This window comes from Streptomyces bacillaris, assembly GCF_003268675.1.
Classification (GTDB): Bacteria; Actinomycetota; Actinomycetes; order Streptomycetales; family Streptomycetaceae; genus Streptomyces; species Streptomyces bacillaris.
In genome coordinates, this window is record NZ_CP029378.1 from 421,697 (window position 1) to 445,086 (window position 23,390).

Annotated in this window: 13 protein-coding genes; 3 read left to right on the top strand and 10 right to left on the bottom strand. The window is 71.8% G+C overall.

The genetic code is table 11. The features are described from left to right. The first annotated feature begins 32 nt into the window (after positions 1–32). Complete coding sequence (locus DJ476_RS01930) at positions 33–305, top strand: DUF3253 domain-containing protein (RefSeq protein ID WP_103417712.1); 273 nt, start codon at positions 33–35, stop codon at positions 303–305. Positions 306–329: 24 nt separating this feature from the next. Here DJ476_RS01930 and DJ476_RS01935 read toward each other — a convergent pair whose 3' ends face one another. The 4 genes from DJ476_RS01935 to DJ476_RS01950 are packed head-to-tail and all read right to left on the bottom strand — an operon-like array spanning position 330 to position 5,164. Then, positions 330–1,460 carry an XdhC family protein gene (locus DJ476_RS01935; protein WP_112489642.1) on the bottom strand — a complete coding sequence of 377 codons (1,131 nt, stop codon included), beginning with the start codon at positions 1,458–1,460 and terminating at the stop codon, positions 330–332. Then, a complete protein-coding gene (locus DJ476_RS01940) occupies positions 1,453–3,603 on the bottom strand; it encodes a xanthine dehydrogenase family protein molybdopterin-binding subunit (protein ID WP_112489643.1) in 2,151 nt (716 codons plus the stop codon). The genes DJ476_RS01935 and DJ476_RS01940 overlap by 8 nt, the downstream gene beginning before the upstream one ends. Further along, complete coding sequence (locus DJ476_RS01945; protein ID WP_112489644.1) at positions 3,600–4,592, bottom strand: FAD binding domain-containing protein; 993 nt, start codon at positions 4,590–4,592, stop codon at positions 3,600–3,602. Before DJ476_RS01945 ends, DJ476_RS01940 begins: the two co-directional genes overlap by 4 nt. After that, positions 4,589–5,164, bottom strand: a complete 576-nt coding sequence (locus DJ476_RS01950) for a 2Fe-2S iron-sulfur cluster-binding protein (protein WP_103417715.1) — start codon at positions 5,162–5,164, stop codon at positions 4,589–4,591. The genes DJ476_RS01945 and DJ476_RS01950 overlap by 4 nt, the downstream gene beginning before the upstream one ends. Before the next feature lie 198 nt (positions 5,165–5,362). On the opposite strand from DJ476_RS01950, the gene DJ476_RS01955 reads away from it, so the two are divergent. Next, positions 5,363–5,944, top strand: coding sequence for a TetR/AcrR family transcriptional regulator (locus DJ476_RS01955; RefSeq protein ID WP_112489645.1), 582 nt, complete (start codon positions 5,363–5,365; stop codon positions 5,942–5,944). 252 nt (positions 5,945–6,196) lie between these two features. Next, entirely contained in the window at positions 6,197–6,916 is a 720-nt protein-coding gene (locus tag DJ476_RS01960; protein ID WP_112489646.1) for a hypothetical protein, read from the top strand. Positions 6,917–6,950: 34 nt separating this feature from the next. Here DJ476_RS01960 and DJ476_RS01965 read toward each other — a convergent pair whose 3' ends face one another. Genes DJ476_RS01965 through DJ476_RS01990 form a run of 6 tightly spaced genes read right to left on the bottom strand, consistent with a single transcriptional unit; the run spans position 6,951 to position 23,058 of the window. Further along, positions 6,951–8,132, bottom strand: a complete 1,182-nt coding sequence (locus tag DJ476_RS01965; protein ID WP_112489647.1) for a cytochrome P450 — start codon at positions 8,130–8,132, stop codon at positions 6,951–6,953. 49 nt (positions 8,133–8,181) lie between these two features. Further along, complete coding sequence (locus DJ476_RS01970; RefSeq protein ID WP_070202047.1) at positions 8,182–9,237, bottom strand: MDR family NADP-dependent oxidoreductase; 1,056 nt, start codon at positions 9,235–9,237, stop codon at positions 8,182–8,184. Then, a complete protein-coding gene (locus DJ476_RS01975) occupies positions 9,234–10,958 on the bottom strand; it encodes a phytoene desaturase family protein (protein WP_112489648.1) in 1,725 nt (574 codons plus the stop codon). Before DJ476_RS01975 ends, DJ476_RS01970 begins: the two co-directional genes overlap by 4 nt. Next, entirely contained in the window at positions 10,955–12,655 is a 1,701-nt protein-coding gene (locus tag DJ476_RS01980; RefSeq protein WP_112489649.1) for a phytoene desaturase family protein, read from the bottom strand. Before DJ476_RS01980 ends, DJ476_RS01975 begins: the two co-directional genes overlap by 4 nt. Continuing rightward, a complete protein-coding gene (locus DJ476_RS01985; RefSeq protein ID WP_112489650.1) occupies positions 12,645–22,037 on the bottom strand; it encodes a non-ribosomal peptide synthetase/type I polyketide synthase in 9,393 nt (3,130 codons plus the stop codon). The genes DJ476_RS01980 and DJ476_RS01985 overlap by 11 nt, the downstream gene beginning before the upstream one ends. A 10-nt stretch (positions 22,038–22,047) precedes the next feature. Then, positions 22,048–23,058: a sterol desaturase family protein gene (locus DJ476_RS01990; protein ID WP_103417722.1), complete on the bottom strand. Its 1,011-nt coding sequence runs from the start codon at positions 23,056–23,058 to the stop codon at positions 22,048–22,050. Positions 23,059–23,390 lie beyond the last annotated feature (332 nt).

Consider the following 23,390-nt stretch of genomic DNA (forward strand, 5'->3'; position numbering starts at 1 on the left):
AGGAGCGGTCGGGCGAATGCGACACTGACGGCATGAACGCCGGCGGACATCAGCAGGTTCTCCAACTGGAACGGGCCATCCTGGAGTTGCTGGACGGGCGTGCGCCCACCGCGACGATCTGCCCCTCCGACGCCGCACGAGCGGTCTACGACGGGGATGACGACGGGTGGCGCGCACTCATGGAACCCGCCCGCCGGGCGGCACGTCGGCTGACGGAGGCCGGAGCGGTGGAGATCACCCAGGGCGGACGCCGTGTCGAGCCGGACGAGGTGCATGGCCCGATCCGCGTGCGTCGGGTGCGCTGAGGCCGTGCTCCGACGGAAGCCCTCTCAGGCCGCCGTCCGGTCCAGGTCCCGGTGGATGGGCTCCGACCCGCCGGTCAGCGGGAGGCCCGTCCCGCCCTGCCGGATCGCGACGATCTCGGCGGCGATGGAGAGTGCCGTCTCCTCCGGTGTACGGGCCCCGAGGTCCAGACCGATGGGTGACCGCAGCCGCGCCAGTTGGTGTTCGGCCAGCCCTGCTTCACGCAGCCGCCGCAACCGGTCCTCGTGGGTCCGGCGCGAGCCCATCGCGCCGACGAAGGCGACCGGCCTGCGCAGCGCCTCCGTGAGCAGCGGCACGTCGAACCGGGCCTCGTGGGTGAGGACGCACACCACCGTGCGCCCGTCGGTGCGGGTGCCGCGCAGATAACGGTGCGGCCAGTCGACGACGACCTCGTCCGCCTCCGGGAAGCGGGCCTCCGTGGCGAAGACGGGCCGGGCGTCGCAGACGGTGACGTGATGGCCCAGGAATTTGCCGGCCTTCACCAGGGCCGCGGCGAAGTCCACGGCACCGAAGACGATCATGCGGGGCGGGGGCGCACTGCATTCGACCAGCAAGGTGAGTCCGCCGGGGCAGTGGGAGCCGTTCTCGGAGAGGGTGACGGTGCCGGTCCGGCCGGTGTGCAGGAGCGCCCGCGCCTCGGCGGCCGCCGTGCTGTCCAGCCCGGCGTCGCGGCCGAGCCCGCCCTCGGGACTGCCGTCGGCGCGGATCAGCAGAGCGTTCCCGAGCAGTTCCGCCGGGCCGTCCACCACCCGGGCGAGGGCCGCGGCCTCACCGGAAGCGGCACTGGCCAGCGCGGACCGCAGCACTTCGCGTTCCGGTGAACCGGCACGGACCGGCGTGACCAGGACGTCGATGACGCCGCCGCAGGTCAGGCCGACCGCGAAGGCGTCCTCGTCGCTGTAGCCGAAGCGTTCACGCACGGTGCGGCCGTCCTTGAGGGCCTGCGCGCACATCTCGTAGACCGCGCCCTCCACGCAGCCACCGGAAACCGAGCCGATCGCGGCGCCGCCGCTGTCGACGGCCAGGGCGGCGCCGGGCCCGCGCGGGGCGCTGCCGTCGACGGACACCACGGTGGCGACCGCGAACTCCCGGCCCTCGGCCGTCCAGTGGTGCAGCGCGTCGGCGATGTCAAGCATCCGCCGCTCCGCCGTCCGGTGCGGCCGGTGCGGTGAGGATCCGGTCGGGACGGATCGGCAGGTTCCGGTGACGTACGCCGGTGGCGTGCCAGACGGCGTTGGCGACGGCGGCGGCCGCGCCCACGATGCCGATCTCCCCGACGCCCTTGATGCCGACGGGATCGTCGGAGTCATGGTCGTCCACCCAGTCCGCCTCGATGTCCGGGACGTCCGCGTGCGTGGCCACGTGGTAGCCGGCGAGGTCGGGAGAGTAGTGGCGGCCTGTGTTCCGGTCGCGGACCGCCTCCTCGTGCAGGGCCATGGAGATGCCCCAGGTCATCCCGCCGACGAGCTGGTTGCGGGCGGTGAGGGGGTTCACGATCCGACCCGCCGCGAAGATGCCCAGCATGCGACGGACCCGGACTTCGCCCGTGGCGGTGTCCACGGCGACCTCCGCGAACTGGGCGCCGAAGGAGTGCCGCTCCTTCTGTGCCAGGGCGCTGAGGGCCGCGGTGGAGTCGGAGCGCACGGTGATCCCCTCCGGCGGGACGTCCGGGGCCGCCGCGAGCCGTTCCAGGAGTTCGGACGCGGCCTCGGTGATCGCCCAGGCCCAGGAGCGCGTGCCCATGGATCCGCCGGCGATCATCGCGGGGCCGAAGTCGCTGTCGCCGATCCTGACCCGGACCCGCTCGGGCGTGGTCTCCAGGGCGTCGGCGGCGATCAGGGTGAGCGCGGTGCGGGCGCCGGTGCCGATGTCGGCGGCGGCGATCCGTACGGTGTAGGAGCCGTCGGCCTCGGCCGTGACGAGGGCCGTCGAGGGCATGGCTCCGGCGCCGAAGGACGCCGAGGCCATTCCCGTGCCGAGCAGCCAGCGGCCGTCCCGGCGGAGCCCGGGGCGCGGGTCCCGGTCCGCCCAGCCGAACCTGCGGGCGCCTTCCCGGAGGCAGGCGGCCAGGTTGTTGGTGCTGAAGGGGAGGCCGGAGACGGGGCCGGCCCCGGGCTCGTTGCGAAGGCGCAGTTCGACCGGGTCGACTCCGGCGCGTTCGGCCAGTTCGTCGAGGGCCGCCTCGATGGCGAACGACCCCGGCGCCTCCCCCGGCGCTCGCATCCAGGTGGGGGACGGCACGTCGAGACGCACGACGCGGTTGGCCGTGTGATGGGCGTCGGCGTCGTACAGCACCCGGGCGACGCCCGCGCTCGGCTCCACGAACTCGTACACGGTCGAGGTCTGGTTGAGCGAGCGGTGTTCCAGGGCACGGAGCCTGCCGTCAGGGTCCGCTCCGAGCCTGACCCGCTGGACGGTGGGGCTGCGGTACCCGGCGAGCGAGAATGTCTGACGCCTGGTCATGACCACGCGCACCGGCCGTTGGAGGGCGGTGGCCGCCATGACGGCGGACACCTGGTGGGCGCGCAGTCCCTTGCTGCCGAAGCCTCCGCCGATGTGTTCGGAGCGGACCCGCACCGAGGACGCGTCGAGCGAGAACAGGGCGGCCAGCTCGGACCGGACCCAGCCGGCGCCCTGGTTGGAGTCGACGACCTCCAGCCGTCCGCCGTCCCACGTCGCGGTCGCCGCGTGCGGCTCCATCATGCTGTGCTGTTCCTCGGGAGTGGTGTACTCCTCGTCCAGCACGACGGCGGAGGCGGCGAGTTCGGCCTCCAGGTCGCCCTTCCCGGTCTCCGCCGGCATGTGGCCCGCAGCCGCATAGGCCGCGGGGTCGCCCGTGGTCAGCACGGTGGTGTGCGGCTCCTGTTCGTAGGTGACCACCAGTGCCTCGGCGGCCTCCCTGGCCTGCTCGGGGGTTCCGGCGACGACCAGCGCGACCGGCCAGCCGGCGAACGGCACCCTGTCGCCCTGGAAGACGGCGGCGGCGGGGTCCGGCGGAGTGCCCAGCATCCCGACGTAATCGGTGTGCAGGCGCGGGGCGTTGCCGTGGTGGAGCACCGTGAGGACGCCCGGCATGGCGAGGACGGGGGCGGTGTCGATCGAGACGATGCGCCCCCGGGTGACGGTGGAGAGCACCAGCCAGCCGTGGGCGAGGTCGGCGAAGGGGATCTCGCCCGCGTAGCGTGCGGCTCCGGTGACCTTCTCCCGGCCCTCGACCCGCGTACGGGCGGTGCCGACGGCCGCGTGCAGTGCCCGGGGGCCGGGCGTGGTGGTGGTCATCGGGCGCCGCCTTCCGCCAGTTCGGTGAGGACGGAGACGATGAGGTTGCGCATGAGGGGCACCTTGTATCCGTTGTCGGGCAGCGGCCGGGCGGCGGCGAGTTCGGCGTCGGCGGCGGCCGCGAAGGTGGCGCCGACGGCAGGCGCACCGGTCAGGACGGCTTCGGCCGCGCGGGCGCGCCAGGGGTGCGAGGCGACGGCACCGAGGGCGAGCCGGGCTTCTCGTACGTGCCCGTCTCCGATGTCCAGCGCGGCGGCCACAGAGCCGATGGCGAACGCGTATGAGGCACGCTCGCGAACCTTGCGGTAGCGGGACTCGGCGGCCACCGGCGCGGCGGGCAGCGTGACGTGGGTGATCAACGCGCCGGGAGGCAGAGCGGTTTCGCGGTGCGGGGTGTCGCCCACGGGAAGGTAGAGATCGGTGAGGGGCATCTCGCCGGGCCCGTCGAGGGTCTCGTAGGCGACCCGGGCGTCGAACGCCGTGAGAGCCACTCCCATGTCGGAGGGGTGCACGGCCACGCACCGGCCGGAGGCGCCGAGGATCGCGTGGTTGTGGTGCTCGCCGTCGACGGCCGGGCAGCCGCTGCCGGGGACGCGTTTGTTGCACGGGCCGCTGACGTCGGTGAAGTAGCCGCAGCGGGTGCGCTGGAGCAGATTGCCTCCGACGGTGGCCATGTTCCGCAGTTGTCCGGACGCCCCGGCGAGGACGGCCTGGGACAGTGCGGGAAAGCGCCGTCGGACATCGGGGTGGGCGGCGAGGTCGCTGTTGGTGACGGTCGCCCCGATGCGCAGGCCGCCGTCCGCCGTGGACTCGATCCGGTCCAGGGGCAGTTCGCTTACGTCGACGAGCAGGGCGGGCCGTTCGACGCCGGACTTCATCAGGTCGACCAGGTTGGTGCCGCCGCCGAGGAACCGTGCTTCCGGTTCACCCGCGAGCAGGCCGACCGCACCGGTGACGTCGGGGGCGCGCCGGTAGTCGAATTCTTTCATGCGGCGGCCTCCTCGGCTGTTGCCGTACGCGCCTCGCCGTGGGCCTCGGCGCCACGGGAGACGGCTTGGACGATCGAGACGTACGCGCCGCAGCGGCAGAGGTTTCCGCTCATCCGCTCGCGGATCTCGTCGGGCGTCAGGGGTGGCAGCACGGGAGAGCCGACGTCTTCGGTGACGGCGCTCGGCCAGCCGGCCGCGTGCTCCTCGATGACGGCGATGGCGGAGCAGATCTGGCCTGGCGTGCAGTAGCCGCACTGGTAGCCGTCGAGGTCGAGGAAGGCCTGCTGGACGGGGTGCAGGTCCTCCCCTTCGGCGACGCCCTCGATGGTGGTGATCTCGCGGCCCTCGGCCGCCACCGCCAGGTTGAGGCAGGAGACCACGCGGCGGCGGTCGACCAGGACCGTGCAGGCGCCGCACTGTCCCTGGTCGCAGCCCTTCTTGGTACCGGTGAGGTCGAGGCGCTCGCGCAGGGCGTCGAGCAGGGTGGTGCGGTGGTCGACGGACAGGTGGTGCTTCTCGCCGTTGATGTTCAGGGTGATCGAGCTGCTGGTCGACGAGGATGCTGGGGCCATGATCAGCCTTCTTCGGTGTCCGGTGACAGGAGATCGGCGCAGCGGCAGCGGACCGGGAGAGCCACGGGGTGCACGCCGGTGGCAGGGCGCGCTAAGGTCGCCCCCAACCGGACTGCTGTCCGCTTCGCTCATCAACGTAACGGACAGCTGTCCGGTTAACAAGGACGGGATTCGGCCACGGACCCGTGAGGAGGATGTGTGTCCCAGCCGAAGAAGGACGCGCCCGCACGCTCGGACGCGGTGCGCAATCGTGAACGGATCCTGCACGTCGCCATGGCCGAACTCACGGAGCACCCGGACGCCCCGCTGAGCACCATCGCCAGGAAGGCCGGCGTCGGGCAGGGCACGTTCTACCGCAACTTCCCCAACCGCGAGTCCCTCGTCCTGGAGATCTACCGCTACGAGATGCAGCAGGTGGCGGACGCGGCCACCGAACTGCTGCGCACCCGCGACCCCGGGACGGCGCTGCGCGAGTGGATGGACCGGCTCGCCCGGTTCGCCATGACCAAGGCGGGTCTGGCGGACGCGATCCGACTGGTCACCAGCGCGCCGGGCAGCCCGGACAAGCCCGGCCCGGCCCCGGTGGCGGAGGCCGCCGGCACGCTCCTCCGCGCCAACGAGGAAGCGGGCATCATCCGCCCCGGGGTCACGCCGGACGACTTCTTCCTCGCCATCGCGGGCCTCTGGCAGCTCGATCCGCAGGAGGAGTGGCAACCACGGGCGGCCAGGCTCCTGGACCTCGTGATGGACGGACTGCGGGCGGGGGCACCCGGCCGCTGAGCACCGGTGCCCCCGGGAGGACCGAAGAGCCCCGCCGGGGCAGCCGGGGAGGGCCGACGGAGAAGCACGGCGTCACAGTCGCGCTACGCCCCCTTCTCATCCGAGTCACCATCAGGTGCTCCTGGGACTGCTGAGGCAACCCGAAGCGGTGCGTTTCCCTCCGCAATATCCGCTTTTTGCGGGTGTACCGAGCCGTCCTCGCTGCCCTCCCGGGCCCCCTGAGCACTCACAGGCCGCTCTTAGGCTGCCCTTATGCACTACACCAAGAAGCTCATCGGACTGGCCGCCGTCGGCATCCTCGCAGTCGGCTGTGGCTCCGGGGACTCCTCCGGCACCGCCGTCACCCCCGCCGCCGACTCCAAGCCGGAAGCCGCTCAGGAGACCAGCGCCGCACCGCAGCAGGCGACGCTCCCCGTTGCCGTGGACGGCCCGCAGAAGGACGTGCTCGAAAGCTCGTCCGACGGACAGCTCAAGGTCCTGCCCAAGCCGGACAACAGCGCCCCCTTCACCGAGCGGGTGGAGCACAAGCTCCAGGAGCAGGTGCTCGGCCGGGTCAAGGTGCCGGGCAAGACCAGCGCCGACTGCCCGGACGGCGTGACCCAGAAGGCCGGGGCCGTCAGCACCTGCAACGTCACCTACGAGGGCGCTGTCATTCCGTACGAGGTCAAGATCAGCGACTCGTACAAGGAAGGCAGCTTCATGACCTTCTACAACGCCAAGCCGCTCAAGTCGCTGATCGTGGCGAAGACCGTCTACCACCAGCTGTACGAGCAGTACGGCAAGGAGTCGGGGCTCGAGGCGAGCAAGCTCGCCTGCGAGGAGTTCCCCGTTGCCCAGGCCGTCGACCCCAACGGCGACTCCGGGCTGACCTGCCAGTACTGGAGCAAGTACGGCAACAGCGGCGACGGCGGTTTCGAGACGCTGCGCGTCAAGGCCGGCACCTACGGGCCGAGCTTCGAGCGGGTCCGCTGAACCCCGGCTCCGCAGCCGTCCTCGTACGGAGGACCTACCAGCTCACCGTCAGCCTCCGCGGGCTCCGTGACGTCGTCCCGGTCCGCCAGGTGACCCGCTCCACCGGCTCCGCCAGCCGCAGCTCCGGGAAGCGGGCGGCCAGGCGGTGCAGGGCGAGCTGGAGTTCCGTACGGGCCAGCCAGGCGCCCAGGCAGTAGTGGGCCCCTGCCCCGAGCGAGAGGGTGGGGGCCTCCAGAGGGACGAAGAGGTCGTCGAGCGTGTGGCGGGGGAAGACGCCCGGGTCCCGGTTGGCGGCGCCGCAGTCCGCCAGGACGATGGCGCCCGCCGGGATCGTCACCCCGCCCACCTCGATGTCCGCGGCCGCGTGGCGGGCCGTCCCCCGGTCGTCGCCCAGCGGGACGAGGTGGATGAGCCGGTCCGCGACCCGGCCGGCCGCCTCCTCGTCCGCGCCGATGCGGGGCCAGCTCTCCGGGCGTTCGCCCAGGAGGTAGAGCAGCCCGTTGCCCAGCATGGTCATCGTGCTGTCGTGGCCGCCGACGACGAGCCCGCACACCAGGCTCACCAACTGCGCCTCGGGAACCCCGCCTTCCTCGTCGGCCGCCCGGACCAGACCGCTGACCAGGTCGTCGCCGGGGGTGTGCCGCCGGGTCGCGAGGAGGTCCGCGCCGAACGCGCTGAACTCCTTCAGCACCGACTCCACCTCCTCCCCCGCGTGCGATCCGTCCGAGAAGGCGTGCTCGCTCCAGTGCCGCATCCGGTCCCAGGCCGAACCGTCCAGGCCCATCAGCCGGCTGATCACCGCCACGGGGAGGGGCAGGGTGAACTCCTCGACCACGTCGGCCGGTCGGGGCCGCTCCTCCAGGCGGTCCAGCAGCTCGTCCACGATCGCGGCGATCCAGGGGCGCCAGCGGGCTACGGCCCTCGGGGTGAACGCCCGGCGCAGGGTCCGGCGCAGCCGCAGATGGTCGGGGCCGTCCTGGTTGAACATGAGGTCGGGGTTGTTGACGAGGTCCGGTACGTCGGAGAGGGCGGGTGCGTCCTCCGCATACAGCCGGGACCGGCCGAAGCGCGGGTCGGAGAGGACCTGGCGCACGTCGGCGTACCGGCTCACCAGCCAGGCGGGGGCTCCGCCGGGCAGCTCCCCCAAGCGGGGCGGGCCCGGTTCCTCGAACCGCAGGCGGTGCAGGGGGATCAGGGACGGGTCGGTGGTGGTCATCGTCAACCTCCGGGGCGGAGAAGGTGGTTGAGGGGTGCGGTCGCGGTGGTCACAGGGCGACCAGCACCTTGCCCCGGCTCTCCGCCCGGTCGCCGTAGAGGCTCCGGTAGGCGGCGGGGATGGCGTCGAAGCCGTGGTGGAGGGTGTGGTCGCAGACGACCTCGCCCCGGCGGACCCGGCTGCCGAGGTCGGCGTGGAGGTCCTTCCAGTTCTGTTCGGTGAACCACTCCAGCGAGAAGATCCCCCGGACCGTGGCGCGCGGGAACATCAGGTAGGGCAGCAGGCGGGGGCCCGTCTCCTCGTTGCCGACCTGGGTCGCCCACTGCCAGCAGACCGCGACCTGGCTGCCGACGTTGAGCATGGAGAAGACCACGTCGGTGACGGTTCCGCCGAGGTTGTCGAAGTAGCGGTCGACGCCGTCCGGGGCCGCCCGGGTCAGCGCCTCGCGGACGGTGTCGGCGCCGTCGGTGTGGCGGTAGACCACGACCGTGTCGAAGCCGAGGCCGAGGAGGTACTCCGCCTTCTGCGGTGAGGAGGTGGTGCCGACGACCCGGGCGCCGGCGAGCGCGGCGAGCTGGCCGACGAGGGCGCCGACCGCGCCGGAGGCCCCGCTGATGACGAAGGTGTCCCCCGGCTTCACCGTCATGTACTTGGCGAGGGTGCCCCAGGCCGTCATGCCGGGGCCGCCCATCACGCTCAGCGCGGTCGCCAGCGGCAGGGCGTCGTCGTACCAGCCGGGGTCGAGCCTGCGGTAGGCCGGGAAGACCATCGGGAAGGTGCCGGTCTGCCACGGCTCGGCCGCGCCCGTGGAGACGACGTGGGAGCGCCAGCCGCCGAAGCCCTGTACGAGGTCGCCGACGCCGTGGGCGGCGCGCGGTCCGGCCGCCACCACCTCCATGATCGAGTCGGCGCCCATGTGGGAGCCGATGGGGGTGTCGAGGGCGATGCCCTGGAGGTAGGGGTCGACGGAGACGTACAGCGTGCGGAGCAGCATCTCGTCGGGGGCCAGGGTCACGTCGACGTTCTCGACGACCTTCTCGTAGACGCGGTCGACGTCCGGCACGCCTTCGACGTGCTCGCGGACGACCCATTTCTCGATCTTCATGTGCTCTTCCCTGTCGTCGTTGCGGCGGCGGCGGAGCGGCCGGTCGGTACGGGGATGACGCGGTGGGTCGGCGGGGGTGCCGTCCGGTCGAGCGACGCGGTGAAGGGCTTTCCGTCGTCGCGGCAGATGAACTGCATGACGTGGCGCCCGGCGGCGGCGGCCCGGATCAGGCCGCCGGTGGTGGCCCAGACGCCTGACTGGTAGAAGTTGGCGAGGCCGGGCAGTCCGGGACCGTGCTTCTTGATCAGCTCTTCGAGCTTCTCGCCGCTCTCCACGAAGGGCTGCCAGCCCAGCACCGTACCGTCGTAGTTGCCGGTGTAGCGGACCTGGGTGAGGGGGCTGGAGACGTCCCGTACGACGATGGCGTCGCGGATTCCGGGGAAGCGCTCCTCCAGGAACTCCACGAGCGTCTCGCGCGCCCGCCGTTTGGCCGCGTAGTAGCCGCGGCCGTGGCGCACCGGCAGGGTGTGCAGCTCTTGGCCGCCCCGGGTGCGGGTGACCTGTTCGGGGCCTTCGTCCAGGGCCCGCCAGGGGGCGATGTCGCAGAAGTAGGTGGCGTAGACGACGGTGGTGCCGTCCGGGGAGAGTTCGGGGTAATGGCGGCTGCGGAACTGGACGTTGATGCTGGCGTGGCGGATGCCGGTGAGCTTCGCCGCCGTGGCCTCGTCGAGCAGGTACGTCGTGCAGGGGTCGCCCTCGGGGAAGGGTCGGGAGAGGCCGAGGAAGAGGGTGAAGTAGCCGGGGAAGACCATGCCGGGTTCGTGGATGGTCTCCGTGTAGAGCTTGCGGTACTCCTCCCCCAGGTAGGCGCCCTTGAGGAACTTCATGGTCGTGGTGTAACCGTCGCAGGCCGACACCACGATGTCGGCGCGCAGTTCGCTGCCGTCGCTGAGCCGGACGCCGACCGCGCGGTCGTCCTCCACGATCACCGTCTCGACCTTCGTGTTGTACGAGATCTCTCCGCCGAGGCGGCGGTAGCGGGCCTCGATCGACCGGGCGAGGCCGAGCGAGCCGCCTTCGGGAACGCCCGCCGAGAGGTTGGCGTGCGAGGCGAGCTGGAAGTGGAAGGGCAGGACGGGGAAGTTGGGGTGCTTCTCGTAGAGGATGAAGTTGAACGCCTCCCGCAGCAGCGGGTCCTGGAACTTGGCGGAGTACTCGGTCATCAGGACCGTGATCGTGGTGCGTACGGCGTTGAAGTACGGGAGGAACGAGGCGAGCATCCGCCACCGCTCCAGCCGGCCCATCAACCCGACGGGTTTGAGGAACGGGTAAACGGCAAGGGCCTTGCGGAAGCTGCGCAGTTGGTTGCAGAACCTGCGTACGGTACGGGCGTCGGCGGGCGAGAGTGCGATGAGGTGGGCCTCGAGCCGGTCCGGGTCGGAGTAGAAGTGGACGGCCCGCCCGTCCTGTCCGCGCACGATGTTGAACACGTCGAAGTGGCGGATCTCCTTGCCCTGGAGGGCGCCCAGCTCCAGCCAGATCTGGTGCATCTCGTTGCCGGGGCCGCTGCCGAGGAGCCAGCTGACGCAGGCGTCCAGGGTGAAGCCGCCGCGGTCCCAGGCGGTGCAGCAGCCGCCGGGCAGTTCGTGCATCTCCAGGATGTGGGTGCGGTAGCCGTTCATCCGGGCGTAGCAGCCGGTGGAGAGGCCGCCGAGCCCGCCCCCGATGATGATCATCGATTCCCTGGGCCCCTGCGGGGAGCCGGTGGTCCTGTGGGTCATGAACCGGACTCCTCCCGTGCCGACCAGCGGTCGAGCTGGGGCAGTTCGCCCAGCATCCCGGGATGCCAGGACTCGGTGCCCTCGCTCTCCCAGGCCCGGAATTCCAGGCCCAGTTCGCGGCAGAGGTACTGGACGGCGAAGCGGCCGGTGGAGGCGGCGCGGATCAGGCCGCCCATGCCGACCCACTGTCCGGCCATGGAGAAGCCCCTCAGGCCGGGGAGCCGCATCCGGTCCCTGCCGACCAGGCGGGCGGCGACGTCGTCGGCGTCCGAGAAGGCCTTCCAGGCGAGGATCGAGCCGTTGTGGTTGCCGGTGTAGCGGTGGGTGGTGGCGGGCGATGCGATGTCGACGAGGTCGATGCGGTCGTTGATGCCGGGGTGGCGGTGTTCCAGGAAGGTGCGGACGAAGTCGGCCACCTCGTGCTTGCGGCCGCGGTACTCCCGGCGGCTGCGGGTGCGCAGCCCCTTCCAGTAGGCGTAGTCGCTGAAGTAGGTGCAGTGCAGGACGGAGCGGCCCGGGGGTGCGAAGCCGTCGGAGTAGCGGGAGCGGGCCTGGACGACCAGGCTGTTCTGGAGGGCGCCGGGGAGGCGTTCGCCGTCCTCGCCGGTCAGGAGGTGGGTGGTGCTGTGGGCCTCGCCGGGGTCGAAGTCGCCGCGCAGTCCGACGAAGGCGGAGACGACCGCGGGGAAGAGGGTGCCGGGGCGTTCGATGAGGTCGTTGTAGAGCTTGTCGATCCGGGGGCTGGTGTACCGGCCGTCGAGCAGTCCGTGGACGGTGGTGCGGCCGTCGCAGGCGGAGACGATGTGCTCGGCGAAGTACCTTCTGCCGTTGCGGAGTTCGATGCCGATCGCGCGGTCGTTCTCGACGAGGATCTTCTCCGTGCGGGCCCGGTAGGTGACCTCTCCGCCCAGGCCCAGGTAGCGGTTCTCGACCGAGCGCGAGAGCCCGAGCGAACCGCCTTGCGGGAAACCGGCGTTGAGGTGGTGGGCCGCCGCCATGTTGAACAGGTACGGCAGCAGCGGGAAGCCCTCCGGGTCCTGGAAGAAGATGTTGCGGAAGGCCCGGCGCAGCAGCGGGTCCTGGAACTTGTCGGCGAAGACGTGCATCGGGGTGGCGGCCGTGCGCCAGAAGAGCCGGAAGGCCGGCAGCACCGTGCGCAGGGTCGCCGCCCGCTCCCGTACGGTCCGCAGGGCGGGGGCGGTGAGGAACGGGTACAGCTCGATGTCGATGAACCGCCGCAGGTCGCGGGTGAAGGCCCGGATCAGGGGGGCGTCGGCGGGTGAGAGGGCCAGCAGGTGGGCCTCCAGCCGGTCGGGGTCGTTGTAGAAGGTGACCGAGCGGCCGTGCTCGTCCTCGACCTTGTTGAACAGTTCGAAGTTGGTGACGGTCTTGCCGTCGAGCGCGCCCAGCTCGCGCCAGACCTGGTGGGCGTCGTTGCCGGGCGCGGTGCCGATGAGCCATTCGATGCAGTAGTCGAAGAGGTAGCCGTCCCTCGACCAGGCGGTGCAGCAGCCGCCGGGCAGCACGTGTTTCTCGAAGATCCGGGTCCTGGCGCCGCTCATCTGCGCGTAGCAGCCGGTGGAGAGGCCGGCCACGCCCGCGCCGATGACGATGACGCGGGGCGGGGTGCCGGGGGTGCGCTCGCGGCTGCCCCAGTCGTCGACGGTCTCCTTGCGGAGGGTGGTATCAGTCGCCATGGGCCGCGTCTCCCGTCAGCACGGTACGGATCAGGGCGGCGTTGCGGGGGAGGTGTTTGGGGTCGAGCATGTCGGCGTGGAGGCCGGAGCCGCGCAGGACGACGGTGGTGGCGGTGGAGCTGCCGTGCCAGGTGCCGTGCTGTCCGGCCGCGTAGAGGGCGGCCTTCTCCTGGTCGGTGATCACGCTGACCGGTGCGTCGACCGTTCCGGTGTTGGGGGTGCGGCCGCAGAAGGTGAGGTATTCGGCGGCGTGCGAGAGGGTCTCCTGCGCGACGGCCTCCGATCCGGTGTGTTTGCGGAGGTGGCCGGCGAGTTCGGTCTCGAAGTGGCGGATGCCCTCGTCCCCGGGCTCGTAACGCTCCATGATGCGGCGGGAGTCGAGGATGACGACATGCCCCACCCGCCGTCCGCGCCGCTCCAGCTCCTTGGCGGTCTCGAAGGCCAGGTTGCCGCCGAGGGAGTAGCCGAGGAGCAGGCAGGGGCCTTCGGGGCGGGCGGTCTCGACGAGGTCGGCGTAGCGGGCCACCTTGTCGTCGCCCGGGAGGTAGTTGAAGCCGATGACGGCGTACTCGGGGAGCTGGGCGGCCAGCCCCCGGTAGACGAGTCCGTGGCCGCCCGCGGGCGGGAAGCAGAAGAGGGGCGGTGACTGGCCGGCGTTGAAGGTGAGGGAGGGCAGTTCGTCGGTGCTGGTGCTGTGCAGGACCTCTTGGACGGTGGCGGCCATGCCGTGGAGGGTGGTGACCTGGTAGAGGCGGCTGACGGGGACGCTGACACCGAACTCGGTGCGCAGCAGGTGGAGCAGCTCGATGAGCTTGATGGAGGAGCCGCCGATCTCGAAGAAGTCGTCCTCCAGGCCCACCTGTTCGAGGCCGAGGAGGGTCTTCCAGTGCCGGGCCACGCTGATCTCGTAGAGCGTCACCGGCTCCTCGTGGCTCTGTTCACCGGTCTCGGCCCGGGGTGCGGGCAGGGCGGCGGTGTCGACCTTGCCGTTGGCGGTGAGCGGCAGGGCGGGCAGTTCGACGAAGTACGCCGGGATCATGTACGAGGGGAGCGCCCCGGCCAGGTGGCGGCGCAGGGCCCGGCGGTCGAGCGCGGTGCCGGGTGCCGGTACGCAGTAGGCGCAGAGCACGGCCTCTCCCCCGGTGTCCGTGGTGACGGTGACGACGGCGCGGGCGAGCGGGGGCCACTGGGCGAGGTGGGCCTCGATCTCGCCGATCTCGATGCGGTGGCCGCGCAGTTTGACCTGGCCGTCGGTGCGGCCGAGCAGATGGACGCGGCCGTGGGCGTCCCAGCGGGCGATGTCGCCGGTCCGGTAGAGCCGTTCGGGCCGGGCGTCGGGCCGTTTGCTCAGCGTACGGGTGATGAAGCGGTCGGCGGTCTGCTCGGGCTCTCCCGCGTAGCCGAGGGCGACGCCGTCGCCGCCGATCCACAGTTCGCCGGGGACGCCGGGCGGGACGGGTTCGCCGTGGGCGTCCAGGATGTGCAGGGTGCTGTTGGGCAGGGGGCGGCCGATCGGGACCATGAGACCGGGTTCCAGGTCGTCGACGGGGCCTTCGAAGCAGGCGCTGTCGATGGTGGCCTCGGTGAGGCCGTAGGAGTTGACGAGCCGGGTCGCCGGACCGCACAGCTCGCTCAGCCGCTGGTACTCCCCCACCTTCCAGGCGTCCGAGCCGACCACCAGCAGCCGCAGGAAGTCCAGCCGCAGCCCCTCCCGTACACAGTGGTCCATCAGACCGCGCACGACGGCCGGGACGAACTCCGCGCATTCGACCCGCTCCTGACGCATCGTCCGGTAGAGCCGGGCGGTGTCGAAGAGCAGGTCCCGGTCGGCCAGGACGAGGCTGCCGCCGGAGCAGAGCGCGCGGACCAGGTCGCCGGTGAACACGTCGAACGACGGCTCGGCCATCTGGAGGTGCGTCCGGACGTCCGTCTCCAGGCGGTACTCCTGGCGCCAGGCCTCGTAGGCGGAGGCGAGGTTGCGGTGGCTGACGCGGACGGCCTTGGGACGGCCGGTGGAGCCGGAGGTGGTGATGACGTACGCGGTCGAGTCCGGGGCCGGGTCCGGCGGGGGCCCGTCGGGGTGCGGCTCGGTGGCGTGCAGGTCGTCGAGGGTGAGGGTGATGACCGGGAGCGCCGCCGTCTCCTCGCGCGCGGGTTCGCCGGAGACGATGACGACGGCGGCTCCGGTGGTCCGGACGAGGTGGGCGATCCGGTCGGCGGGCTGGTCGGGGCGGAGCGGCAGATAGGCGCCGCCGGCCTTCAGCACGGCGAGCAGGGTGACGATCAGCTCGGGCGACTTGTCCAGGCGGACGACGACCACCGAGCCGTCCCCGACACCCAGGGTGCGCAGCCGGGCGGCCGTGTCGGCGGCCCGCCGCTCCAGCTCCGCGTAGGTGAGGCGGCGTGCTCCGCCGCCCGGGAGCGGCATGGTCACGGCGACGGAGGCGGGGTGGGCGGCGGCGACCTCGCCGATCAGCGCGTGGACCGGCGTGAAGGGGGAATCCGTGGTCTCCGACGGCAGGGCGGGGCGGCTCCACTCCCCCACGAGCTGTTCGCGTTCGCCGTCGTCGAGCATCTCCAGCCGGGACGCGGGGTGTTCGCCGGGCACCCGGGTCATGTCGTCGAGCAGGCGGGTGTAGTGGGCGGCCATGCGGCGCACGGTCTGCGGGAGGAAGAGGTCGGTGTTGTACTTGAAGACGCAGTGGAAGCGGTGGTCCGACTCGTCCTCGTAGGCGGAGAGGGTGATGTCGAACTGACCCTCCTCCTCGGGGAGTTCGATGTACTCCAGCCGGTAGCCGTACTGCTCGGTGGCGACCTTGTGGGTGAGGAGGATGAACATCGCCTGGAAGACGGCCGAGCGGCTGGGGTCGTGCTGGAGCCCCAGTTCGTCGACGAGCAGGACGAACGGGTACTCCTGGTTGTCCAGGCCGCCGAGGACGGTCCGGCGGACCTGCTCCAGGAGGTCCGCCACGCTCGGGTCGCCGGTGAGGTCGGCGTGGAGCGGGAGCGGGTTGACGAAGTAGCCGTAGACGGAGGCGAAGTCCTGGCGGGTGCGGCCGGTCACCGGGGAGCCGACGACGATGTGGTCCTGGCCCGAGTAGCGGTGGAGCAGGAGGTAGTAGGCGCTGAGCAGCACCATGAACGGGGTGACGTGGTGGGCGCGGGCCAGGGCGTGGACGCGGGCGCTGAGTCCGGGGTCGAGCGCGAAGAACTCGGAGGCCCCGTTGTGGGTCTGGACGGCCGGGCGGGGTTTGTCGGTGGGGAGGTCCAGGAGCGGGACCTCGGCGGGGAGATGGGAGCGCCAGTAGTCGAGCATTCCGGCGGCCTCACGCCCGGCGAGGAAGGTGTTCTGCTGGTTGAGGAAGTCCAGGTAGCGGGCTTCGACCGGGGGCAGTTGGGGTTCCTGTCCCTGCCGCAGTGCTTCGTAGACCTGGAAGAGTTCCTCGATGAAGGTGAAGGTGGAGATGGCGTCCGAGACGATGTGGTGGACGGCCTTCATCATGATCCAGCGGTCGTGGCCGCGCTTGAAGAGCCGGAAGCGGACCAGCGGGTCGTGGGCGAGGTCGTAGGGCTTGCGGTACTCGGCGACGATGGTGGCGTGGATGGTCTCCCACTCCTCGCCCTGGACGTCGTGGAGGGCGAGGTCGGGCACCACGTCCTCGGAGACCCGCTGCACGGCCTGCCCGTCCTCCAGCAGGAAGTTGGTGCGCAGGGCGGGGTGGCGGGCGATGAGGCGGCGTACGGCCTCGAACATCAGGTCCGGTTCGAGGGCGACGTTCACCTCGACGGCCCCGCCGATGTTGTAGGCGTACCCGTCGGGGTTGAGGTGCTTGAGGAACCAGAGCGCCTTCTGGTTCTGGGTGAGCGGGTAGCGGGCCGGGTCGTCGTGGAGGGTGACGGCCCGGTCCGTGGCGTCGGTGTCCTCGGCCGAGGCCAGCTCCAGCAGGCCGTCGTGGAGCTGTGCGGCCAGTTCGCCGGCCGGGGTTCCGCTTAGGAGGGCGACCACGGGCAGGGCCACGCCGAGTTCGGCGTGGATGCGGGCCCGTAGCTCCATCGCCAGCAGTGAGTCCAGGCCCAGTTGGCCGAGGCCTTCGGCGGGGTCGATGCGGTCCGTGCCGGTGCGCAGGACGGCGGCGGAGAGTGCGGCGAAGCGTTCGGCCACCAGGGCGCGGCGCCCCTCCTCGTCGGCGGTGCGGAAGGTGTCGAGGAAGCCGCTGCCCCGGTCGGTGTCCGGGGGCGGGGCGGCGGCCGCGGCGAGGGCGGTGACGAGCGGGGGCGGGGAGGGGTACCAGGCCAGGAAGGTCGGCCAGTCGACGACGGTGGCGATGACCAGCTGGGCGTGGTCCTGGCCGAGGACGCGTTCCAGGACGGCCATCCCGGCGTCGGGGGCGAGGGAGCTCATGCCGCGGCTGTTCAGGTAGTGGTCGACGAGGCCGAGTTCCTCGATCATGCCGGTGGCCCAGGGGCCCCAGTCCAGGCTGAGCGCGGGCAGCCCCTGGGCCCGGCGGTGGTGGGCGAGGGCGTCCAAGAAGGCGTTGCCCGCCGCGTAGTTGGTCTGTCCGGCGGTGGTCAGCAGGGAGGCGACCGAGGCGAAGAGGACGAAGTGGTCGAGCGGTTCGTCGCGCAGATGCCGGTGGAGGAGGTGGGCGCCGATGGTCTTGGGGTCGTGGACGGCGTCGAAGGCGGGCCGGTCCAGGTCGGTGACGAGGGTGTCGCGGACCTGTCCGGCGAGGTGGAACACCCCGCGTACGGGTGGGTGTCCGGCGCGCCGGTAGCCGTCCAGCCAGCCGGTCAGGGCGTCCTCGTCGGTGATGTCGAGCGGGGCCAGGACGGCCTGGGCGCCGAGCGCCTCCAGTTCGCGGAGGAGGGCCACCGCGCGGCCCTCGGCGGTGGCGGGGTCGGTGGAGCCCCACTTCTCCCGGGCGGGCACCGGCGTACGCCCCATCAGGACGATCCTGCGCGCCCCGCGCCGGACGAGGGTGCGGCAGAGGAGTCGGCCGAGCGCCCCGAAGGCACCGGTCACCAGATAGCTGCCGTCGGCCCGCAGCCGGGGCGGGAGGGGCCGGGTGAGCCCTTCGGCGGGGCGGAGGCTGCTGGTGCGGCGTACGCCCGCGCGCAGGGCGATCTCCTGCTCGTCGTCGGCCAGTGCCTCGCGCAGGAGCGCCTCGGCCTCGGCCCTGGCCCCTCCGGGTCCCGGCCGCCGCTCGGGGTCGAGGTCGATCAGCTTGCCGGGGTGGTCGGTCAGCTCCTGGTGGCGCAGGACCCGGCCGACGCCCCAGGCGGGTGCCCCCAGGGGTTCGACGGGCTCGTCGGGCAGGACGGGCTGGGCGCCCCGGGTGACGATGTGCAGCCGGCCGCTTCCGCCCCGGGCGAGCAGGGTGCGGGCCAGGGCGATCAGGGAGTACGAGCCGGGGCCCGCGTGGTCCCGTACGGTCTGCCGGTCGCAGTCGGCGAGCGCGGGGCGGTCCAGGTTCCACAGGTGCAGGACGGTGCCCCGGAACGGTTGGCCGTCCCGGTCCAGCTCCGCGAAGAGGCGCTCGAAGTCGTCGGAGGACCCGGGGTCGACCGTGTACGGGCCGTCCGGCCCCGCTCCGGCGTACGCCTCGCCCCGGCGCACCAGGTGGCAGCGTTCGCCCCGGGCCTCGGCGAGGGCGGCGAAGGCGTCCGCGACGCCCTGCGTGTCGGCCAGCAGCAGCCAGCCGTGGGTGCGGGCCGCTATGACGCCGGGCGCGAGCGGTTCCTCCTCCCCGAGCGGCGGGCACTCCGTCCAGACGGTCTCCGCGAGCCAGGAGTCGATGGTGGTGCGGGCGACGGCGGTGGCCGCCTTCTCCACGTCGGCGGCCCGGAACCCTTCGATCCGGCCGAGCGGTGTGCCGTCGTCCCCGTACAGGGCGAGGTCTCCGAGGGTGGTGTCGGCGTCGGCGGGGCGCAGGGTGGCGTGCACCCAGAGCGGCCGGTCCCCGATCGGTTCGAGGGCGACCTCGGCGAGCGTGAGCGGCAGCCTGATGCCCGCGCCGGGTGCCGGGTCCTGGAGGAGCTGCGGGGTCAGCAGCGCCTGGAAGCAGGCGTCGAGGAGGACCGGGTGGAGGTGGTGGCCGGCGGCGTCGACCGTCGCGGGCGGGCGGATCCGGGCGAGGACCTCTCCGGGGCCGATCCACACCTCCTCGATGGCCCGGAAGGCGGGTCCGTAGTGGTAGCCGAGCCCGGCCAGTGCGGCGTAGCACTCGGGGCCTTCGAGGCGGTGGACCGTACGGGCGCGGATCGCGTCGGCGTCGAGCGGTGGGCCGGTCCTGCGGCGCCGGCCGGTGCGGACGACCCCGCTCGCGTGGACGGTCCGCTCGCCGTCGTCCCCGGTGGCGGGAGAGGCGATGGTGAAGCCGGCGTCCTCCAGGGAGAGGGCCACCTCCACGGTCCGGTCCTCGCCGTCCGGGAGGAAGAGGGCCTTGCGCAGGTCGATGTCGGCGAGGGCGGCGGAGGTCCCGCCGGTGAGCCGCAGGACGGCCTGGGTCGCCATCTCGAGGTAACCGGCCGCGGGGAACACCACGGTGTCCTGGATGCGGTGGTCGGCCAGGTAGGGCAGGGACTCGGTGTCCAGGCGGGCCTGCCAGGCCGGTTCGGTGCGGTCGGTGCGGCGGCCGAGGAGCGGGTGGTCGATGTGGCCGAGGCGGACCTGTGCGACAGCCGGGGGTTCGGTCCAGTGCCGGTCGCGTCGGAAGGGGTGCGGGGGCAGGGTGACGGGCCGCCCGGCGGGGTGGAGGACGTCCCAGTCGATGTCGGCGCCCAGGTTGTGGAGCGAGGCGAGGGAGAGCGCGAACCGCTCGCTCTCGTCCTCCTGGCGGCGGATCGAGGGCAGCGTCACCCCGGACGCCCCGGCGGTCTCCAGGCACTCGCGGATGGCGTGGCCGAGGACGGGGTGCGGGCCGATCTCCAGGAAGACGTGGTGGCCGTCGGCGGCGAGCCGGTCGACGGCGGCCCGGAACCGCACCCGTTCCCGTACGTTCCGCCACCAGTAGGCGGCGTCCAGCTCACCGCCCCGGGCCAGGCCCTCGGCACCGGTGAGGTAGAGCGGGAGTCGGGCGGGGCGGGGGTCCAAGGGGGCCAATGACGTGAGCAGTTCGTCCTTGATCCGCTCCATCCCGACACTGTGGTACGGGACTTCCACGGTGAGGAACTTGGCGAAGAGCTGCTCGGCCCGCAGCTCCTCGGCCAGCAGGGCCAGGGCGTCCGCGTCCCCGGCCAGCGTGAGGGAGGTCGGGCTGTTGACGGCGGCGATCGAGACCCGGTCCCGGTAGGGGCGTACGCGGCGCTCCGCCTCGTCCTCCGTGAGCGCCACCGCGAGCATGGTGCCCGTCCCGGCCAGGGTCTGCTGGAGGCGGCTGCGGTGCACGGCGATCCGGGCGGCGTCACGGAGGGAGTAGACGCCCGCTTCGTAGAAGGCGGCGATCTCGCCGGTGCTGTGTCCCACGACGGCGTCCGGGCGCACGCCGTACGTCTTCCACAGGGCCGCGAGGCCGACCTGTACGGCGAAGTTGGCGGGCTGCGCGAGCCAGGTCTGGGCCATGCGGGAGGCGGGCTCGTCGGCGGTCAGCTCCTCGATCAGGGACCAGTCGGCGAACTCCCGGACGGCGCGGTCGCAGGCGGTGACGGCTTCCCTGAAGACGGGCTCCTCGCGCAGGAGTTGGCGGCCCATCCCCCACCACTGGGGGCCCATGCCGGTGAAGACCCAGACCAGGCGGCGCGCTTCGGCGTCCCGCGCGCGGTCCTGGACGATCCGGGGGTGGCTCTCGCCGCGCGCGTGGGCGGAGAGCGCCTCGTCGAGGGAGGCGCGGGAGGTGTGGACGACGGAGAGCCGGTGCGGGAGGTGCTGGCGGCGGTGGGCCAGGGTGTGGCCGAGGTCGGGCAGGGCCACGGGCGGCCCGTTCTCCCCGGCCAGCTCGGCGTGGATCCCGGCGGCCAGCTCCGGGAGGGCGTCGGGGTGCCGGGCGCTGAGCGGCAGGATGCTCCAGGCCTGTTCGGCGGGAGGGTCGGTCTCCTCCGTGGTCTCCTGCGCGGGCTGCGGAGCCTCCTCTAGGACGACATGGGCGTTGGTCCCGCCGAACCCGAAGGAGTTGACGCCCGCCCGGGCGGGCCCGTCGTGCTCGGGCCAGGGGGTGGGCCGGGTGGGGATCTCGTACGGCAGGGAGGCCTGGTCGATGGCGGGGTTGAGGCGCTCCAGGTTGATGTGGGGCGGGATGTGGCGGTGCTTCAGGCTCAGGACGGTCTTGATGAGCCCGGCGATCCCGGCGGCGGACTCGGTGTGGCCGATGTTGGTCTTCACGGAGCCGACGTACGCGCGGCTGCCCGGCCGGCGTCCGATGGCCAGGGCGCGGGCCAGGGCCTTGGCCTCGATCGGGTCCCCGACCGGGGTGGAGGTGCCGTGGGCCTCCATGTACTGGAGTTCGCCGGGCTGGATGCCCGCCTCGGCGCAGACGCGGCGGATGAGGGAGACCTGCGCGTCGGGGTTGGGCACGGTGATGCCGTTGGTGTGGCCGTCCTGGTTGACCCCGCTGCCGAGGATCACGGCGTGGATGCGGTCCCCGTCGCGGACGGCGTCCTCCAGCCGCTTCAGCGCCACCAGGCCGACGCCCTCGGCCCGTACATAGCCGTCGGCGCCCGCGTCGAACGTACGGGAGCGGCCCTCGGTCGAGAGGAAGCCGCCCTTCGTCTCGGCGATCGTGTACTGGGGGGCCAGGTTGAGCAGGGTGCCGCCGGCCAGCGCGAGGTCGGTCTCGCCCCTGGCCAGCGCCTGGCAGGCGAGGTGGACGGCGACCAGGGAGGAACTGCACGCGGTGTCGACGGAGAGGCTGGGGCCGCGGAAGTCGAAGCAGTACGAGATGCGGTTCGACACCATCGTCATCATGGTGCCGGTCGCGGTGTGCGCGGCCAGCGTGGTGAAGCCCAGGTCCGCGAACTGGAGGATCTTGTAGTCCAGGGTGAACGCGCCGACGTAGACGGCGACGTTCTCCCCGGCCAGGTCTGCGGGGCGCTGGCCGCCGTCCTCCAGGGTCTCCCAGGCGACCTCCAGCAGCTTCCGCTGCTGGGGGTCCATGTGGTCGGCCTCACGGGGGCTGATACCGAAGAAGGCGGGGTCGAACTCGTCGAAGCCGTCGATGTATCCCCCGCGTCCGCCGACGAGGCGGCCGGGTTTGTCACGGAACCGGCTGCCGAGTGCGGTGACGTCGTACCGGTCGGGCGGGGTGGGCGTGATGCAGTCCTTGCCCGCCATCAGGTTCCGCCAGAACGTCCGGTGGTCCGAGGCTCCGCCGGGGAAGCGGCAGCCCATACCGACGATCGCCACCTTCTGACGTAACGCGCCGGTGTTCGTCTCGATCGCGTCGGCCATGTCTGACTCCTCACGTGGTGGTGGAGCTTCGGGGGTTGGCATCCGGTCCGGCCGGGTCGCCCGGTGGCGGGCGGCGCCGCCACGGGTGCAGGGTGCTGGCGACGATCTCCCCGGTGGCGGGGAAGGAGGCCGGGTCGTGGAGGCCGACGGCGGCCGGTTCACGGCCGGGGTGCCAGGTGAAGCTGCCGAAGAGGTGGTCCCAGCACGAGAGGTCGGAGCCGTAGTGGCCGGCTTCGGACAGGTCGGTGCTGTGGTGCAGGCGGTGCTGTTCGGGGCTGGCCAGCAGATGGTTGAACCGGCCGATGCGGACGTCGATGTTGGCGTGGACGAAGTAGCCCTGGGCCACGACGAAGAGACCGGTCACCAGCACGGCCGAGCGGGAGAATCCGGCCAGGGCCAGGGTCAGCTGCACGAGGCTCTGGGCGAGCACGATGTCCAGCACGTGGTTGACGCCGTTGTTGGCGACATTGACCTTCTGCGGGACGTGGTGGACTCCGTGCAGCCGCCACAGGAGGGCGCTGGTGTGGCCGAGCCGGTGCACCAGATAGCTGACGAGCGATCCGGCCAGCAGGGCGCCGGGGATCTCGGCCCAGAGGTGGTGGCTGCGCTCGTCGGCCGCGATCCAGCCCACCGCCGCCGTGACCAGAAGTTGCGCCAGTCCGCTTCCGGCCATGGTGAGCAGAAAGTAGACGCCGTACCAGCGCCACTCGTCCTTTCCCGGGTGCCAGCTCCGCTCATAGGGAATCAGCTGTTCGAGAAGGGCCAGATACATCAGGGTCCCGATGAGGAAAAGCGGGCTCACGATGGCCGGATCCCAGCGCAGAACCAGAGCGGCCGCACCTACCGAGACAACAGCCAGCAGGAGCAGCGGGTAGGCGACCACACGAAGGACACGGGCCGCGATGATTCCCACCGCGCCGACCGCGCCTTTCTCGCCATTCCCGCCGTTCCTGGGATTTCCTCTGCCCGCATGGCCAACCGAATCGATCTCGCCATCGGCGGACCGTCCGTACTCGTCCATCCGTGACCCCCCACAGGTGATGTGATCTGAAGAAGGAGCACCGCTCGCATCGCATCGGTGCAGTTCAAGGGCGCCCGAGGGGGTGGTGGACACCCCGGGGCGTGAGCGGAGGCTCATGCACCGAACTTTGCGGACACCCGACTCAGAAGGAATCGGGCCATGGCGTGAACCGATCGCCCCCAGCTCCATCGGCCCAGATCATTCCTTTCCGATTCCAGGGCCTTTAACCACCACCTCGACGCCGAATTGCCGGGCGCACCACCGATGTTGAAAGCGGAATGCGAGAAATCCCTTACGAAGCATTGGTGGGTAAATTTATATGAGGAATTCCC